At 62.9% G+C, this 15,699-nt stretch carries 13 protein-coding genes; 5 read left to right on the forward strand and 8 right to left on the reverse strand.

Going from position 1 to position 15,699, the window contains the following annotated elements:
- Nucleotide 1 precedes the first annotated feature (1 nt).
- The 4 genes from ACYQ0R_RS04855 to ACYQ0R_RS04870 form a co-directional block, all read right to left on the reverse strand.
- On the reverse strand, nucleotides 2-1,021 hold the full coding sequence (locus tag ACYQ0R_RS04855; RefSeq protein ID WP_459821223.1) for a carbohydrate ABC transporter permease: 1,020 nt from the start codon (nucleotides 1,019-1,021) through the stop codon (nucleotides 2-4).
- A complete protein-coding gene (locus ACYQ0R_RS04860; protein WP_459821225.1) occupies nucleotides 1,018-2,025 on the reverse strand; it encodes a carbohydrate ABC transporter permease in 1,008 nt (335 codons plus the stop codon). Before ACYQ0R_RS04860 ends, ACYQ0R_RS04855 begins: the two co-directional genes overlap by 4 nt.
- Before the next feature lie 145 nt (nucleotides 2,026-2,170).
- A complete protein-coding gene (locus ACYQ0R_RS04865) occupies nucleotides 2,171-3,301 on the reverse strand; it encodes an extracellular solute-binding protein (RefSeq protein ID WP_459821227.1) in 1,131 nt (376 codons plus the stop codon).
- Nucleotides 3,302-3,506: 205 nt separating this feature from the next.
- The gene (locus ACYQ0R_RS04870) at nucleotides 3,507-4,652 is read right to left on the reverse strand and encodes an ISH3 family transposase (RefSeq protein WP_459821229.1); all 1,146 of its coding nucleotides are present in this window, start codon (nucleotides 4,650-4,652) and stop codon (nucleotides 3,507-3,509) included.
- Nucleotides 4,653-4,745: 93 nt separating this feature from the next.
- Between ACYQ0R_RS04870 and tnpC (ACYQ0R_RS04875) the strand changes: the two genes are divergently transcribed.
- Complete coding sequence (gene tnpC / locus ACYQ0R_RS04875; protein WP_459820641.1) at nucleotides 4,746-6,200, forward strand: IS66 family transposase; 1,455 nt, start codon at nucleotides 4,746-4,748, stop codon at nucleotides 6,198-6,200.
- A gap of 64 nt (nucleotides 6,201-6,264) precedes the next feature.
- On the opposite strand, the gene ACYQ0R_RS04880 is transcribed toward tnpC (ACYQ0R_RS04875), so the two are convergent.
- A complete protein-coding gene (locus tag ACYQ0R_RS04880) occupies nucleotides 6,265-6,612 on the reverse strand; it encodes a twin-arginine translocation signal domain-containing protein (RefSeq protein ID WP_459821231.1) in 348 nt (115 codons plus the stop codon).
- Between the two features lie 147 nt (nucleotides 6,613-6,759).
- Between ACYQ0R_RS04880 and ACYQ0R_RS04885 the strand changes: the two genes are divergently transcribed.
- Nucleotides 6,760-7,221: a DUF8215 family protein gene (locus ACYQ0R_RS04885; protein ID WP_459821232.1), complete on the forward strand. Its 462-nt coding sequence runs from the start codon at nucleotides 6,760-6,762 to the stop codon at nucleotides 7,219-7,221.
- A gap of 60 nt (nucleotides 7,222-7,281) precedes the next feature.
- Nucleotides 7,282-7,812, forward strand: a complete 531-nt coding sequence (locus ACYQ0R_RS04890; protein ID WP_459821234.1) for a DUF8215 family protein — start codon at nucleotides 7,282-7,284, stop codon at nucleotides 7,810-7,812.
- A gap of 24 nt (nucleotides 7,813-7,836) precedes the next feature.
- Here the strand turns inward: ACYQ0R_RS04890 and ACYQ0R_RS04895 are convergent, their stop codons facing one another.
- Entirely contained in the window at nucleotides 7,837-8,319 is a 483-nt protein-coding gene (locus ACYQ0R_RS04895) for a DUF4870 domain-containing protein (RefSeq protein ID WP_459821236.1), read from the reverse strand.
- Between the two features lie 189 nt (nucleotides 8,320-8,508).
- Here ACYQ0R_RS04895 and ACYQ0R_RS04900 point away from each other — a divergent pair, with 189 nt between their 5' ends.
- Nucleotides 8,509-8,937, forward strand: a complete 429-nt coding sequence (locus ACYQ0R_RS04900) for a universal stress protein (RefSeq protein WP_459821238.1) — start codon at nucleotides 8,509-8,511, stop codon at nucleotides 8,935-8,937.
- A 1,131-nt stretch (nucleotides 8,938-10,068) separates the two neighbouring features.
- On the opposite strand, the gene tnpC (ACYQ0R_RS04905) is transcribed toward ACYQ0R_RS04900, so the two are convergent.
- On the reverse strand, nucleotides 10,069-11,502 hold the full coding sequence (gene tnpC, locus ACYQ0R_RS04905) for an IS66 family transposase (protein WP_459821240.1): 1,434 nt from the start codon (nucleotides 11,500-11,502) through the stop codon (nucleotides 10,069-10,071).
- Between the two features lie 271 nt (nucleotides 11,503-11,773).
- On the opposite strand from tnpC (ACYQ0R_RS04905), the gene ACYQ0R_RS04910 reads away from it, so the two are divergent.
- Nucleotides 11,774-14,317, forward strand: coding sequence for a heavy metal translocating P-type ATPase (locus ACYQ0R_RS04910; RefSeq protein WP_459821242.1), 2,544 nt, complete (start codon nucleotides 11,774-11,776; stop codon nucleotides 14,315-14,317).
- A 143-nt stretch (nucleotides 14,318-14,460) separates the two neighbouring features.
- Here ACYQ0R_RS04910 and ACYQ0R_RS04915 read toward each other — a convergent pair whose 3' ends face one another.
- Entirely contained in the window at nucleotides 14,461-15,693 is a 1,233-nt protein-coding gene (locus ACYQ0R_RS04915; protein WP_459821244.1) for a digeranylgeranylglycerophospholipid reductase, read from the reverse strand.
- Between the last annotated feature and the right edge of the window lie 6 nt (nucleotides 15,694-15,699).

Raw genomic sequence — 15,699 nt, forward strand, 5'->3', positions numbered from 1 at the left:
GTTACTCCTTGACCGCACCTTGTGTCAATCCACTGACTATCTTTTCCTGCGCGACGATCACCAGTATGGCCACCGGTAACACTGCGACGATGCTCGATGCAGCCATCAGATTGAACAGAGTCTCGTACTGTCCCTGGAAGCTGAGGATCCCCTCGAGCATGGGTGCCCAGTCCTCCGGACGACCCGACGTCATCAACGAGGAGAAGAAGTACTCGTTGTACACCGTGATGAACGAGAGCACGCCCGCCGTCGCGACGCCGGGGGCCGAAAGCGGGACGATCACGCGGAACAGCGCACCCAGACGTGTCGTCCCCTCGACACGCGCAGCGTCCTCGAGGCCGTCAGGGATCTGTGCGTAGAACGTCATCAGAATGAAGATGGCGAGCGGGAGATACAGCGCCGAAATCGGGATGATCATCGCCGAGGGATGGTTGTACAGGGAGCCATCCGCCATGATAGGTCGGAGCACCTCGAAGTTTCGGTTGAACAGCCGGTTCAGCGGAACGAAAAACGCCGCGGGTGGGAAAAACGAGACGATGAGCACGAGCAGCAAAAGCGGGGTTTTCCCGCGGAAGCGGAGCCGTCCGAACACGTACCCCGCAAGCGACGCGACGAACAGGACGAGCACCGTCGAGATGGTGGCTATGAGGAAGCTGTTGAACACGAACCGGTGGAACGGAACGGTCGTGAACACCTCGATGAACGCTGCCGGATTCGTCCCCATCGTAACGTCGCCCTCGGCGAGCAGCGTCGGGTCGAATCCGCCGGGCGTGAGGATGATGCTATCTCGTCCGAACTGTCCTGACGGGGTCAACGCCAGCATGAGAAGCCAGTAGAACGGGAACAGCGTGGTGACGAGGAAGACGACCGTGGCGGTGTAAAAAACCGTCTTATACGCGCGGTCGGGGTTGCTGATCATCTTCGCCGCCCACCCTTCTATGATCCCGCGGTCGATCTCGGGCTCGTCGTTCGCGGCTTGCTGTGCGGCCAGATCCGGATGGTCGTTGGTGTCGGAACTCATTGCAGATCACCTCCGGCGTCTCGCAGGAACACCAGATAGACGAGGACGAACCCTGAGATGACCAACGCGGTTAAAAACGCCACCGTGGAGGCGGTCGCCCACCGTCTGGTCTGGTCCAGCGAGATGATCACGAGACACGTCATCGACGGCACGGTCGAACAGCCGACGCTGGCGTCGATGAGTCCGTAGATTCGCATCGCGTCCATCGTGCGGAACAGCATCGCGACGATGAGCGCGGGTGCGACTAGCGGGAGCGTGATGTATTTGAATCGCTGCCACGGCGTCGCACCGGACACCTTGGCGACGTCGTACAGCGACCGGTCGATGCTCTGGAGCCCGGCGAGGATCAGCAGTGCCATGAACGCCGCCGTCTTCCAGATGTCGGCGACCGTGACGATGATGAACGCGTCGCGGGTACTCGCCAGCGGATTCGCTCCGAAGAGGCCGATCGCCTGCATCGGTTCGGTGAGGAATCCGACGTTCGGGTTGAAGATGAGGAAGAAGATCATCCCTTGAATGACGATCGGGATCGCCCACGGGATGATGATCGCGACCCGTACCCAGCGACGGCCGCGGAACTCCTGGTCGAGGACGAGCGCCTGCCCGAACCCGATTAGCGTCTCGAACAGAACGCTGACGATCACGAACGCGAGCGTGACGAAAAGTGCCTGTCTGAGGAACGGCGTCCCCATCTCGAGATACGGGAACGCGCCCGTGGTCGAGACGTCGAGGAACTGCCGAGGAACCCGCGCGTTCCCAGTCAGCACGTCGATGTAGTTATCCAGGCCGACGAACGCGCCGAACGGCTCCGCCGCCGCCGTCTCGTCTTCGAGCAGCGAGAACCGAAACGTCTGGATCAGCGGATAAAACGCCACGAACGCCAACAGCGCGAACGCCGGTGCGAGGAGGATGTAGGCGTACACCGCCTCGCTGCGCGTCTCCAGCCAGTTGAGCGGCCGCATCAGGAGCCGCGTGTTTTCATCGGTTGGTTGGTCGGTAGCCATCGTTCAGTTATACACCGGCAGCCAGTGTGAGTGTGTCATGTGTTATCATTGGCGATGCGTGATAACGAGTTTTCGTATCGATATTCAATCTGCCGGTGGATCACCCGACGCAGCCGCTGAGCACCGACCGGCAGAGGATCGTCGGTTACGCCTCGGAGCCTTCCAGCTGCTCTTCAAGATCCGCCATCGCCTCCTCGGGCGTCTTGTCACCCGTGTAGGCGTCGTGGACCTCCTGATAGATGAGCGCGGACTGCTCGGGCCAGATGTCGGTCACTGGCCGGGGCACGGTGTTTTCGGCGATGAACGACAGTGTGTCGAGATGGTCGCCGATCGGACCGACGGCGTCCGGGTCCGCGTTCGCGAGAACCTCCGGATCCGGTGGGATCGTCCCCTCGAGCTCGAACACGGTGAGCATCACGCTCTCGTTGGCGAACGCCTCGAGCACCTGCACCGCCTCGTCCACGCGGTCGGAGTTCGGGTTGATCGTGTAGTGCCAGCCGCCGAGCGCGTGAGAGCTGCCCCCCGCACCGTCGTACGCGGCTTCACCCTCCTCGACGCCGTACGGGAGCGGCATCGTCCCGACTTCGCCCTCGCCCTCGTCGGCGTGGATCGGGATGACGTACGGCCAGTTGCGCATGAAAATGGCGTTGCCGCCCGTGAACGGCGCACGAGCCTCCTCCTCGCCGAACTCGACGAGGTCGCTGTTGGCGATCTGCGGATAGCCGTCGAGGGTGTCCTCCTCGTCGGGGCCGTACATGAACGACCGCATCATACGGATCGTGTCGTGAAGCGGCTCCTCGTTGACGGTGACCGGACGGTCGCCGACCGGGCCGAACAGGTTGTCGTGATCGCCGAAGTACGCGCCGCCCCACGACGTCATCGTCTCGTTGAACGTACAACACGAAAGTCCCTCGTACGCCTGCGCCTGTGTGGTGAACCCGTAGTCGTACTCCCCGTCCGGGCCGCCGTGGTACTCCCAGACGTCCTCGACGATCTCGGCGAACTCCTGCCAGCTCATCGGTTCGGTCGACCAGTTTTCAGCCTCCGGATCGTAACCCGCCTCCTCGACGAGATCCTTCCGATAGTTCATCATCGGGTAGTCGGGGAAGTACGGGAGCCCGTGCAGATCCCCCGTCTCCGGATGGGTAGCGGTGTCGACCGACGCCTGCAGGTAGTCGTTTTTCACGTACTCCAGCGTCTCGTCAGACAGCTCCTCCTCGAGGTTGAGAACCTGTTCCCGAAGGATGAACGGCATCGTCCAGCCCGAGTCCATCATCAGTCGATCACATCAGAAGGCCCACGACTCCGTCCAGTAGCCGCTAAATCGTTGTCCTCGGCCCCTCGATAGTCTTCGGAAGGATGGAGCGGCTGAATTCTGGCGTTGCTCGGCTGTCGAGGCGTTAGTCAGTCGCTGTCGGCGGCAGATCGCCGCCGACGCGACAGCGTCGCCACTCACGACCGCTGTCCGGATTGGTGGACAGCTACCGGAAGAACCGGTCGTCGAGTGGTTGATTCGCTGGGACAGCCCTGCGGACACCTAGAGCTGTCCAAGCGGCCCGCAGTACCATTTCACAGAACTCCGTGAACGACCAGTCCCAGAGGCGTCGCCCCCCTCGGCGGGGCGACGCCACGTACTTCCAGTGGAGATACCGCCAACTGTTCTGGAACAGCAGGCTCACCACAAACATCACCAGCCGCAGGCCAGCGTCTTGAGAACTGGTGAACGCGAGGCTCTGTTTGGCTAACCGATAGCTCGATTCGATGCCGAAACGCTTGCTGTAGTGTTCTCGGGCATCGCGTGGCGTGTCGATGAACGGCGCGTCAGCGGCGTAGCCGTGACGCGCCACTCCGTGTTCATCGTACCGCCCCTGCTGGTACACACAATCGATGAATACGGGAAACGTTACCTTGCCGGCGAGATCGTGTTCGATCTCGCGGCTCCAACCTCTGCTGAGTTCGTCTTGAATCGTCTCGCCCCACTTGACGATCGGCATAACGTAGGCGTAGTTGTGCGCGTACAGCAGCCCGAGACAGGTGCTGTTGTAGAAGCCGCGATCAAGGTAGACGGCCTTGACACCGAGGTCAAGGCCGTCGAGCAGTTCGAGAAACTCAGCGAGGACATCGCTAGTGGTATCGCCAGCGACCAGCTGGCGAACCGCCAGCGTGTATCGCTTGTTACGTACCCGCGCGTACAGCGTCGCGTACGCGTGAAACGCAGTTGTTCCTCGTTTCGCTTGCGAGAAGTACAGCGCCTCCGTCTCGTCCTCGTCACCGTAGTAGGGATCGAGGTGGAGGTCTGCGCAGACCTCCACCGGTCGATCCGGGAGTGTCTCGAGGGCATCTCGTTGTAGGAGCGTGTCTCCAACCGCCTCAACCGAGTCAAGCTCAAACTGCTCAGTGAGATGTCCCCGGACGGTGTTGGCGTGTGGCGAGTCGTCGGTCGTTTCGCAGACGTGGTTGATTGAGGTCCCGCCGGCGCTGGCGCCGGCGAGGACCTCGTACAACGTCTCTGTCGTGACCTCGATGTCCTCACCGAGATCTATCGCAAGCTCTTCGTCAAGGCTGTTGACGACAAAATTAAGCAGGTGCTCTTCCTCTATCTCGCTGTCTGCTTCGGTAGGTTTCACACTTTTGCCAAGCAGACACGTAGTTGGATAGCAGTTCCATGTCGAGACGATTTCGTAGCAGTCTCATAGATCGTTCACTACTGCTGAATTACTGTGTCGCTGGGGAGTCGCGGATCAACGGAATCGACAGATTCCGTGATCCGCACCGACGACAGTTCGCTACTCCGCCAGCAGCTCGTAGTCAAGAAGCTTGAGAACCGGCTGCTGCGACGCCAGATTACTGCACAACAACAGAAGATCGAACAGCTTGAGGCTCGCCTCAAGCAGTACGAAAATCCAAACACACCACCCAGTAGACAGGGTGGTGCGGCTAATTCACCAGGCGATGACGACCAAACCGAGGACGAAGACCAAGAACCTGATGAAGACGACGCTGGCGGCGACTCTGACGCCGCCAGCGACTCATCGCCTGGACGCAGCGAAGGTCACGAGGGAACAACTCGAACAGCACCTGAACCAGAAGAGACGATCCTCGTTGATCAGGGATTCTGTCCAGACTGTGAGCAAATCCTCTCTAGCCCTGATAGCTACGTTTCACGGACTATTATTGACGTACCGCTTCCTGTTCCAACCACTGTTACCGAGTACAAGCTCGGCAAACACCACTGTTCTTGTGGTAACGAGGTTGTTGCTGAGCATCCTGACTGTCCCGAAAAGGGGCGGTTTGGGCCAAATATCATGGCCCAAACCGCTCTCGGTCGGTTCCATCAACGACTGCCGAACCGGAAACAGGCCGAGCTGTTTGACTGGGACTTCGACCTTCCGATCTCTCACCGGACGATCTACAACTTGACTAAGCGGGTCGCAGCCGGTCTGCGACCCGCTTACGAGGATGTCAAAGAAAAGATTCGGGAGAGTGAGGTCGTCTACTGCGATGAAACAGGCTTTCCGGTCGATGGAGAACAACACTGGGCGTGGACGTTCGTCACTGATGACGAAGTGCTGTTTTGGGTTGATGAAAGCCGAGGAAGTGGAGTCTTAGAAGACGTCCTCGGCGAGGAATTCGCCGAGGACTCGACGCTCAGTTGTGACGGCTGGTCGGCGTATTCGAGTTATCACACGAAACTGCAGCGGTGCTGGGCGCACCTGTTGCGGGAGGCTGAGTACGTCGCTGAACGGTACGAGGAAGCAGAGCGGCTGTCTGAAGAGTTGCACGCACTCCACGACGATCTAACGACGTTCGTCGAAGGAGATCCGTCCGCTTCCGCCCGCGAGCAGAAGCGGGCGGAAGCATCCTTACACCTGGAGGGCCTGGTGAGGGAAGGTTACGAGGCCCAAGAGGTTCAGCAGCTGATCAAGAAGATCAGCAATGGCTTGGGTCACTGGCTGACGTTCGTGACCGAACGGGGTGTTGATTCAACGAATAATCGCGCAGAGCGGGCTCTGCGCGAGCAAGTAGTCCTTCGGAAGATGTTTCGGACCCTGCGTTCGGCAGAAGGGGTCCAGATTCACGAGACAATAACAACGATGTTGGCGACGTGGAAACGACGAGGACTTGATCCACCTGAACAGCTCCAGTCAATTCTGGGTGGGAGAGAACTTCGGTAAGGACGAGAGGCATCACTGTGCGGTGTATCTTTGTCTTGCTATCCAACTACGCAGACACTTTCACTCAAATCCGATGTGATCGACTGATCATGAAGATGTCGGGATTTCCGCGACCCGCGTCGAGCGCGCTCGTGTAGTCCGCACGACGGGAGTCCGTCTCGAAGTCGCCCGGGAGGATCTCGATCTCGACATCCTCGTCGAGACCGGCGTCCCACAGCGCCTGCTGCAGTTCGTCCTCGATCTCTGCGAAGTTCTGGTCCGCGGAGATCTCGATCGGTCCGCCGTCTCCGTCGTCGTCGTCGGCACAGCCGGCGATGCCCATGGTGGCACCCGCGGCACCGGTTGCCTGGATGAATCGTCGGCGAGACACTCCGCTCACTCGATCGTCCGCATTAATGTCATGCTCAACCATTACACCTGTAGTTAATAATCTTCTGTAATTTATACGTGCCGGAAAATATCATATCTATCCTTCTGAAAGTAACTGAAAAACGGACACCGTTCCGTCTCGTGGATGCTGAAACAGTTATACCTGTGGGGCTGAAACGCCGATCCGACCGTGACGGACGCAGATGACCAGGGGACGAGTGGGACGGTACGATCGCTTCTCGACTGGCTCGAGCGTATCTTCTTCGCCGGCGTCGAGCTGTCGGTGCTGGCGACGCCGGGTTACCTTGCCGTGTTTCTCCTCCAGTATCGACATCCGGACGCGATACCGATGGCCGGTCTGATGGCGCTTGCCGTCGGCTGTGCGTCCATCGCCGTGTTCCGCCATCGCACGATAGACGTCGGGAAGTGGCCCCGCCGCGGCGAGCTGCGAAGCGCCCCGCTTAGAGTCGTCTACTTCAGCACCGTCTTCTTTCTCGCCTCGTGGGGAGTCGGTACCGCCGCCATGGCGATCGGCTCCTACTGGTACACGCTCGGCGGGGGCGTCGTCATCGCGCTCGGAATGGCGGCGTTCCCCGCGGTGTACCGCGTCGTTCACGGCGATCCGACGATGAATCCGGCCGCGACGATCTGAGCGGCGACCGTTCTCGGATTTGGACCAACGCTTATTTCGAGCCGGGATCGAACTACCTGCATGAGTCGACGGAAGGGACCGCCGGGCCGTGAAACCGCAGCCGCGACCTCGCGAACGCGACGGACGTGGTACGGATACGGATCGCTCGCCCGGAGCGAAAAGAGCGGATTCGGCGTGTTCCTCCACGACACCACGCGCATCTTCGCCGAAGTGTCGGTGTTCTCGCTGCCGACGCTCGTGTACATTATGACCGTTCCTCCCGCGGGACCGCTCGACGCGGAGGCGACCGGGCTCCTCGCGTGGCTGACGATGACGCTCGTCGGCACGCTGATCCGCGGCGGGTGGATCACGCCGCTTCTCTCGGCGACGCCCGGCTGGGTGTCGCTGTCCCCAGTGCTGCTCTTACTCCGACTCGGCTACTTCAACGTCACCATGGCAACCGCCGCGTTCGGCGGCCTCACGCTCGGCAACGCGGTGTGGCCGGTGGTCGACGTGGTGTGGCCGGTAGTCGGCGTGGGGTGGGCCATCGGCAGCGCAGCGCTCGCGATTCTCCTGTTTCCCCGGGTTGCACAGGCAGTAGCGGCGCGGTGAACGGGTACGAGACGACGGCGGCGCTCATCCGTCGACCAGCCGCTCGACTCCCGGCACCGCGGTCCGCTTTCCGCGGGCCGCTTGCACCATCAGCCCGAGCCAGAGCCCGACGGTCGTGACCGCGAGGAGGAGCCACACGAACTCCAGAGCGACCGACACACCCCTCACGGACGCGATGATGAGCACGGTCTCGAGGATCGACAACAGGAAGCTGAGACCGAACAGGACGCCGAACACGGCGGTGCTTTGGGCGGCGTGAAACCGAACGAACTCGTTCTCCTCGAGCAGGTAGAACGCGAGGCCCGTGACGAACGTCAACGAATAGGTTAGCGCCGCAGTGACGTTCTGATCGAGGCCGATCGTCGTCCGCCGGGAGGTCCGGCGTTCGGCTGACTCCGTGGGTTCCGATCGTCCACCGTCGGCGCTCAGCGGAGCGGAGCGGACGCGACCGCAGTCGACACAGCGGTTCTCGTCGTCGATCGCGGCTCCACACGCGGGACAGCGCATGGTCGTCGATCACCGCGGGCGCTAATGACTCTTTATCGACCGCCACGAATCACGCGGGCTATCAGAGACCACAACGCGTCCCGTCTCCGTCCGGCGTCACGCGCGTCCCGTCTTCGTTCGGAACCTCCTCTGCCGTGTGTCGGCACTTTGCCTGTTCTTTTATTACGCTTCGCGACGCAGATGAAACCGATGTACGAGACAGCACTCGTATCGGTTGACGGCAGTGAGGAATCGCTGACGGCAGCCCGTGAGGCTGTCGAGTTCGTCGACGACGACGGAACGCTCCACGTGCTCTCCGTCGTCGAACAGCTACCGATGCACAAACGCTCCGGACGGGCGGAGAAGTTCGAGGACGACGAAGAGACGCGAGCACAGGCCGAGTCGGCCGTCAGCGAGGTGGAGGACGTCGTCGAGTCGGCCGGCGTCGACTACGCTCCGGCCATCGAAGAGGGAGTCCCGCGACACGCGATCGTCTCGTACGCCGACGAGGTCGACGCCGACGTGGTCGTCGTGGGCAAACGCGGCTCCGAGGACGTCGCGAACGACCTACTCGGGAGCACGGCCGAGTACGTCGTGCGGAACGCGTCCGTGCCCGTCGTCACGGTCCCGAACGCCTGACCGAGCCTTCCGATCGAGTCCCGAATTCCGTCGGGGTGCCAGCACGTAGTTCCGACCATAACCGGGGAGTGCTGCTCGTTCTGTACAAGCGGTACAAGGCGACTGCCCCGGGGCTTGACCCTGGGGTGCGTTCACGATCCTACACAAGAATCGCTCAGTACGGACATCGCGACGATCGATTGCGGGCGTACGTCGCTCACGAGGGTGGATGGGTGGTTTATAAGCGATACCGTGGAGGGGTTGGTGTTCGTTTATAAGTGAGTCGCGAGAGCGATAGCTCCGCGACGAACGATCCGAAAGCCCCAGCCGCGACGGCTCGCGCGCCTTGCTGCGCTCCTCGGTCGCTCGCGGTGCTCGCTCCCTGTGGTGCTTACTGCGGCGGGCGTCGCCCCACCGGGAGACTGCGTCTCCCGAGCCCCCGCTCGCTCCGCTCGCGGGGATCACGGCTGCCCCTTTCAACCCCACCCGACCGCACCTCACGCCTCCCCAGCCTCGCGGTTCGCGCTCTCCGAGCGCTCACCGCGTCCCTCGCACGCGCTCCTCGCGCTCTTTCCAGAGCGCTCGGAGGCGCGCGCCGACCGCCCGCCGTCACCTGATAACCGAACAATGCTCTGCTTGTGGTTGCGGTGGCGCGCGCCGCGAGCGGGCCTTCGGCCCGTGAGCGAGCGCGCGAGGGAGACCGGAGGGGCCGCCGAGCGTTCCGGCGGCCCCTCCGGTCGAGGCTGGGGCGGTCCGAGGCTGCGGTGCGGGGCGGGACTGGAAGGGGCAGTCGCGAGGGCGAAGCCCGGCGAAGCAAGCACTGCAAGGAGCGAGCGAAGTGAGCGACTGAAGCGCGCAGCGAGCCGCGCGAGCCGTCGCGGCTGGGGCTTCCAAGTCGGTCTCTGCTCCACCGCTCACTTATATACCACTCCTCGCCGCGCTGAGTACGCCTTTATAAACAACGCACCGATTCTCGTATACGCAATATACGCCCGGTATCGATCGCCGCGATGGCTGCACTGAGCGATTCGTGTGTCGATGTGTGAACCGTTCTATGACTCCCTCTAACGATCTCGTCGCCGATCAGGTGTTCTCCGGCTCCTTGGGAGCGTTCTCCGGCCTCCTCGAGCCTGTTCGATGAATCGTATGTATTTACCCCGAGGACGCAACAGCGGGCACTGCCTGAGTTCGTGAAATCATCTCATTGTTTCGAGCGATTCGCTTGAATTCTTCGTAGGGATTACGTCCCTGCTGGCGGCAGGTCGCCAGCAGGGACAGCAGCGTCTCATGCACGAACATACCGCGGTCGTTCCGGAGCGTTCCAATGATCTTCCGGAGAACCACCGGCTCACGAAGCGCGTTTTCAGCCGCGTTGTTCGTCGGAGAGACCGCTGGCTCACCGATGAAGGTGAGCCAGTGGTCGAGGCCTCCTTCGATCTTCCCGAGTAGTGTTGCCACTGGTCCGTCGGGCACTGACCGCTCTATCAGCGACTCAAGCTCTCTCCGGGCCACGTGCTGGAGTTCTGCTCGCTCACGAACTGTCAAGTCGCTCTCCAGTCGAATCTGGAGAGCGACGTACAGCTGTTTGAGAGCACGGTGGATCGGTTCGCCTTCCGGTTGCTTCTCAGCGGCGTCTTCAGCCTCCCGTAGAATATGCGCCCAGCACCGCTGGAGGTTGCTGCTGAAGGCCGGATACGCCGTCCAGCCATCACAGACGACCGTTCCCGCGAAGTCCTCGCCGAGGACTTCTGCGGGAACATCGCTTCCTCGACTCTCCCTGACCGCGTACAGCGTATGTTCCTCGGTAGTGAACGTCCAGATCCACGCCTGTTCGCCGTCACGTTTGATTCCAGTCTCGTCAACGTGGACAACGTCGGCTTGCTGGATCTGGTGGCGGATCTGCTCGTACTCACAGCGACCGGCGCGCGCAGCGCGCTCGGTCGCGTGCCATGCAGACGCGCCAGACAACTCCAGTCCGTGGAGCTGTTCGAAGCGGTCGCCGATCTTCCGGTATGGAAGACGGTGGTCGTACCGAGAGAGCGCTGCCTGTGCGATGACGTTCACCCCGAACTGCCCCTCATCGGGGCAGTCGGGGTGTGAGGCGACGGTTTCAGCTCCACAGGAGTGACACTCGTAGTGGTGCCGGTTGTACTGAGTGACTTCCGGTGGCTGTGGGTCAGGGAGTTCCTCGACGAGTCGGGGGCTGACGCCCGCCGACTCGTCGAACGCCTCACCACAGTCTGGACAGCAGTCACAGGTGACCTCGATTTCTTGATCTGGATCGGGAGCGTCGCGCCATTCCGGGTCATGTCCGGACTTTCGGCCGGGCGTGCCACCGTCAGTACGCTGTTCGTCGTCCTCGTCCCCGTCGGACGAGGACGACTCCTCTTGCTCCGACTGGTCCTTGCTCGGCGGTGTATGTGGTCCTTCGTACCATCGGATCTTGGCTCTGAGGCGCTTGTTCTCTTTACGGAGTTGCTGATTTTCTTGCCTCAGTTCTTCGTTCTCCTGCTCAAGTTCATCAACGCGGTTTTCGAGGGCAGTGATCCGCTCAAGCAGTTGCTTCACTTTCTCATCAGTAACCATCAGAACCCCCCTCGGCTAGTGCAGAAGACACGGGACGGTCTCCCTGCCGGAGACCGTCCCTCGGGGAATACCCTGTCGTCTGCATTGCTCTACTACGAGGTCAGGGGCAACTTACGAGAGAGTGGCGAAATCGTTCTGGGGGTAAACACGTACGATGAATCTTTTGGGGCGGTTCCGCGACTCCGACGAAACTCATTACCCCGTTCGACTCCAACCGACAGTAATCGACACCGAGTCGCGGCCGCCGGTCGCGACTCCCTTAACACACCTCATGACCGAGACGCGATCCGCGGATGGCTGCACGCTCTGTGACCTCCCGACAGAGGGGGTCGACGTGGCCGACGCGGCCGGAAACCGGTTCTGCTGTGTGGGCTGTCGGGACGTGTACGACGCGCTCGGCGACGTCGACGTCGACCCCGCGACCGTCCGCGACGCCAGACGCTCGAAGGTCGAGGACGATCGGGGTTCCGCGGGTGTACCCGGCGACGGTGCCGCGGACGACGCGGCCGCCGTTCCGCCCGACCATGAGGCGACGTTTCTCGAGGTGGACGGGATGTACTGTGCCACCTGCGAGGCGTTCATCGAGACGGTGGCGACCCGAACCGACGGGGTGAGCGCGGCGAGCGCGAGCTACGTCACCGACACGGTTCGGATCGACCACGACCCGGACGCGGTCTCCTCTGACGACGTTGCCGAGGCGGTTAGCGGGCTCGGATACACTGCGTACGCCCGCGACGACGCCTTCTCGCGGCGACAGGCGGATCACATGGCGACCGCGCGGCTTGCCGCCGGCGTGCTCGTCGGGATGGCGGTGATGCTCCAGTACATCGTCATCATCTACCCGACGTACTTCGCGTTCCCGTTTTACGACGAGCGCACGCTGGAGTTTCTGAACCAGGCATTGGCGTCGCCCTCGGGCATGTACTTTTTCATCGTTATCGCCGTGCTCACAACCATCGTTCTCCTGTTTACCGGAAAGCCGATACTGCGAGGCGCGTACGTCAGCGCGCGCACGCGATCGCCGAACATGGACCTTCTCGTCGCCATTGCCGCAGTGAGCGCGTACCTGTACAGCACGCTCGCGGTGATCTTACTGGAGAACCCCTCGATTTACTACGACGTCACCGTCGCGATCATCGTGATCGTCACCGTCGGCAACAACTACGAGTCGTCGATCAAACGACGCGCGACGGAGCTGCTCTCGGATCTCACGGCCGTCCAGGTCGACACCGCGCGGCGTGTCCGTTCGGCTGAAAGCAGCGAGACGGAGACGGTGTCCATCGACGATCTCGAGCCCGACGACCACTTGCTCGTCCGCGACGGGGAGCGCGTACCGGTCGACGGCGAGGTCGTCGACGGCGAAGCCGCTCTCGACGAGTCCGTCGTCACCGGGGAGTCGCTCCCGGTCCGCAAGGCGACCGGAGACACGGTCGTCGGGGGGTCGGTGGTGACGGACGGCGCGGTCACGGTTGCGGTCGGCCCGGACGCGGCGTCGAGTCTCGACCGGGTCGCTGAGCTCGTCTGGGACCTCCAGAGCGGCAATCACGGCGTCCAGAAGCTCGCCGACAAGCTTGCGACCGTCTTCGTACCCGCGGTGCTGGCTCTGGCGGTCGTGGTCGCCGCCGTTAACCTCGGGCTCGGGAACGGGGTCGCGACCGCGATGCTGGTCGCGCTCACCGTGCTCATCGTCTCCTGTCCGTGCGCGCTGGGGCTCGCGACGCCGCTCGCCGTCGCCGCCGGGATCCGGGACGCCCTCCGACGCTCGATCGTCGTGTTCGACGACACGGTGTTCGAGCGGATCCGCGGAGCGGACACCGTCGTCTTCGATAAGACCGGGACGCTGACCACCGGCGAGATGCGTGTCGTCGACATCGACGTGGACGAGAACCTGCTCGGCCTCGCCGCTGCGCTCGAGGAACGCTCGTCTCATCCCGTCGGACGAGCGATCGCGGCGGCCAGAGCGAACGATGGGTCCGGAACACGGGCCCTCGCGGACGGCGGCGAGACGCCCGCGTCGGACGGCGGCACCGCGGTGTCGGAGGGTGTCGACACGCCGGCCGCAGACCGTCCGTCTCGGTCGATCGAGTCCTTCGAGACCCACCGGCAGGGCGTTTCGGGCGTCGTCGACGACACCGAGGTCGTCGTCGGCCACCCGGACCTGTTCGACGAGCGCGGCTGGACCGTACCGGACCGGATCCGCGAGACAGTCGACGACGCACGCGACGTCGGGCGGGTTCCGGTTGCGGTGGGTCGGGACGGCGCCGCCTCCGGCGTCGTCGTCGTCGGGGACGAGCTACGCGAGGGGTGGGCGGAGACGCTGACAGCGCTCGACGAGTCGGGCGTCGAGGTCGTCGTGCTCACGGGCGACGACGCACGGGCGGCGACCGTGTTCCGTGACCATGAGGCCGTTTCCTCCGTGTTCGCTGGCGTTCCGCCGGCGGGGAAAGCCGAGGCGGTCGAGCGGCTGAAGCGACGAGGCCGAACCGTGATGGTCGGCGACGGCACCAACGACGCCCCGGCGCTTGCGGCGGCGGATCTGGGCATCGCGCTCGGCGGCGGGACGGCGATGGCCGCGGACGCCGCGGACATCGCGGTCGTGGACGACGACCTCGCCTCGATCGAGACCGTGTTCGATCTCTCGCGGGCGGCCGGTCGCCGGGTCAAAGGGAACATCGGGTGGGCGTTCTGTTACAACGGGATCGCGATTCCGCTCGCGGTGACCGGGCTGTTGAACCCGCTTTTTGCTGCGCTCGCGATGGGGCTGTCGAGCCTGCTCGTCGTGACGAACTCCTCGCGGTCGCTTCTCGACGAGTAGCGCGTCCGCTAAACGGCACGCGACGCCAGCTCGGTTATAAACTCGTAGCCGGATCGTTCGGGTCGACATCGCGGGAGAGCGTACCACACCCGTCGCTTCGTCCGACGTGTCCCGCTGTGCCCCCAGTCAGATATCGACGTGCCTCACAACAGATGCTCCCGAGCGTACTGGGCGAGCAGGGGGAGGTCGTTGACGTGGAGCAGCTTCGCCATCGCGCGCTTGTCGCCACGATTCGCCCGTGCAAGCGTCTTATTGTCGGTCGTCCGGAGGTCGTGCATGAACCGGTCGTAGCGCTCGTTCGGTGCGAGATACAGCAGGTTGGTGAGCACGAGCCGCTTTTTCATCCGCGGAGCGACCTGCTCGTGCCACCGTTGCTCGTACACTGCGAGGCTCTCGGCATCCGTCGGCTGTTCGGAGTCGGTGAGACACTGGTCGATCGTCACCGCCGCGGCGCGTGCTGACTTCATCCCTTTGTGGATCCCTTCGCCCCACAGCGGGTCGATCGTGGGGACGGTGTCACCGATCGCGATAAACGAATCCGTGTGCATCCGTTCGGGCATTTGGATGTGCGCCGATCCTCGGTGGACCTTCCCGTCGATCCGTTCCGCGTTCGCGAACCGAGGATCCTCGTCGAGCCAGCGCTCGAGGTAGCCGTCGACGGTTAGTCCCTCGTCGGCGTAGCGGCGATGGCTATCGTTTTGGATGTAACAGAGGCCAACCTTCGCGCTCGACTCGCCGGTCGAGAAGATCCACGAGTAGCCGCCAGGGGCGATGTCGTGGTCGAGTCTGAGCATCATCGCGCGCCGTAAATCCGCGTAGTCGGGATGGTTCATCTCGACATCCTCGAGCTCGTACTCGATGCCGATCGCCTGATTCTCCCGCTCCAGATCGACGACGTCGAGCGCGCTCGCTATCGGTGCGGCGGGACCGGTCGCGTCGACGACGATGTCGGCGTACAGCTCCGCGTCGCCGTTGTACACGACTCCCTCGATCACCCCATCGTCGTCGAGGATCGGACGGGAGACCCGAGCGTCGAATCGGTACTCCGCTCCCGCCTCACGACCGTCGGCGACGAGGAAGCGTTTGAACTCGGCGAACTCAAGTACTGCGCCGGGCTGGTACGTCTCGTAGTAGTCGTTCGGCGACTCCAACACGACGTCGTCCGTGAACTGCATCACCACGTCGTCGGGGATGCCGAAGGAGGCCATCATCGACGGGAACGTCCCGGCCGTCGACTTGTTGCTCTGTCGGGGGAACTCGTCTGCGGACTCGGTTTCGAGGACGACGACGTCGTAGCCTCGCGCCGCCAGATCGCGGGCACACTGCGCCCCCGCCGGACCGGCACCCGCGATCGCGACGTCGTAGCGGTCGACCATACTTCT

This window comes from Halorubrum luteum, from assembly GCF_054652935.1.

What these genes read in the sequence shown, in the direction of transcription:
- ACYQ0R_RS04895 (WP_459821236.1), bottom strand. Translation starts at nt 8,319, where the DNA reads ATGCGCTGTCCCGCGTGTGGAGCCGCGATCGACGACGAGAACCGCTGT.
- ACYQ0R_RS04915 (WP_459821244.1), bottom strand. Translation starts at nt 15,693, where the DNA reads ATGGTCGACCGCTACGACGTCGCGATCGCGGGTGCCGGTCCGGCGGGG.
- ACYQ0R_RS04855 (WP_459821223.1), bottom strand. Translation starts at nt 1,021, where the DNA reads ATGAGTTCCGACACCAACGACCATCCGGATCTGGCCGCACAGCAAGCC.
- ACYQ0R_RS04860 (WP_459821225.1), bottom strand. Translation starts at nt 2,025, where the DNA reads ATGGCTACCGACCAACCAACCGATGAAAACACGCGGCTCCTGATGCGG.
- ACYQ0R_RS04880 (WP_459821231.1), bottom strand. Translation starts at nt 6,612, where the DNA reads ATGGTTGAGCATGACATTAATGCGGACGATCGAGTGAGCGGAGTGTCT.
- tnpC (WP_459821240.1), bottom strand. Translation starts at nt 11,502, where the DNA reads ATGGTTACTGATGAGAAAGTGAAGCAACTGCTTGAGCGGATCACTGCC.
- ACYQ0R_RS04865 (WP_459821227.1), bottom strand. Translation starts at nt 3,301, where the DNA reads ATGATGGACTCGGGCTGGACGATGCCGTTCATCCTTCGGGAACAGGTT.
- ACYQ0R_RS04890 (WP_459821234.1), top strand. Translation starts at nt 7,282, where the DNA reads ATGAGTCGACGGAAGGGACCGCCGGGCCGTGAAACCGCAGCCGCGACC.
- ACYQ0R_RS04910 (WP_459821242.1), top strand. Translation starts at nt 11,774, where the DNA reads ATGACCGAGACGCGATCCGCGGATGGCTGCACGCTCTGTGACCTCCCG.
- ACYQ0R_RS04900 (WP_459821238.1), top strand. Translation starts at nt 8,509, where the DNA reads ATGTACGAGACAGCACTCGTATCGGTTGACGGCAGTGAGGAATCGCTG.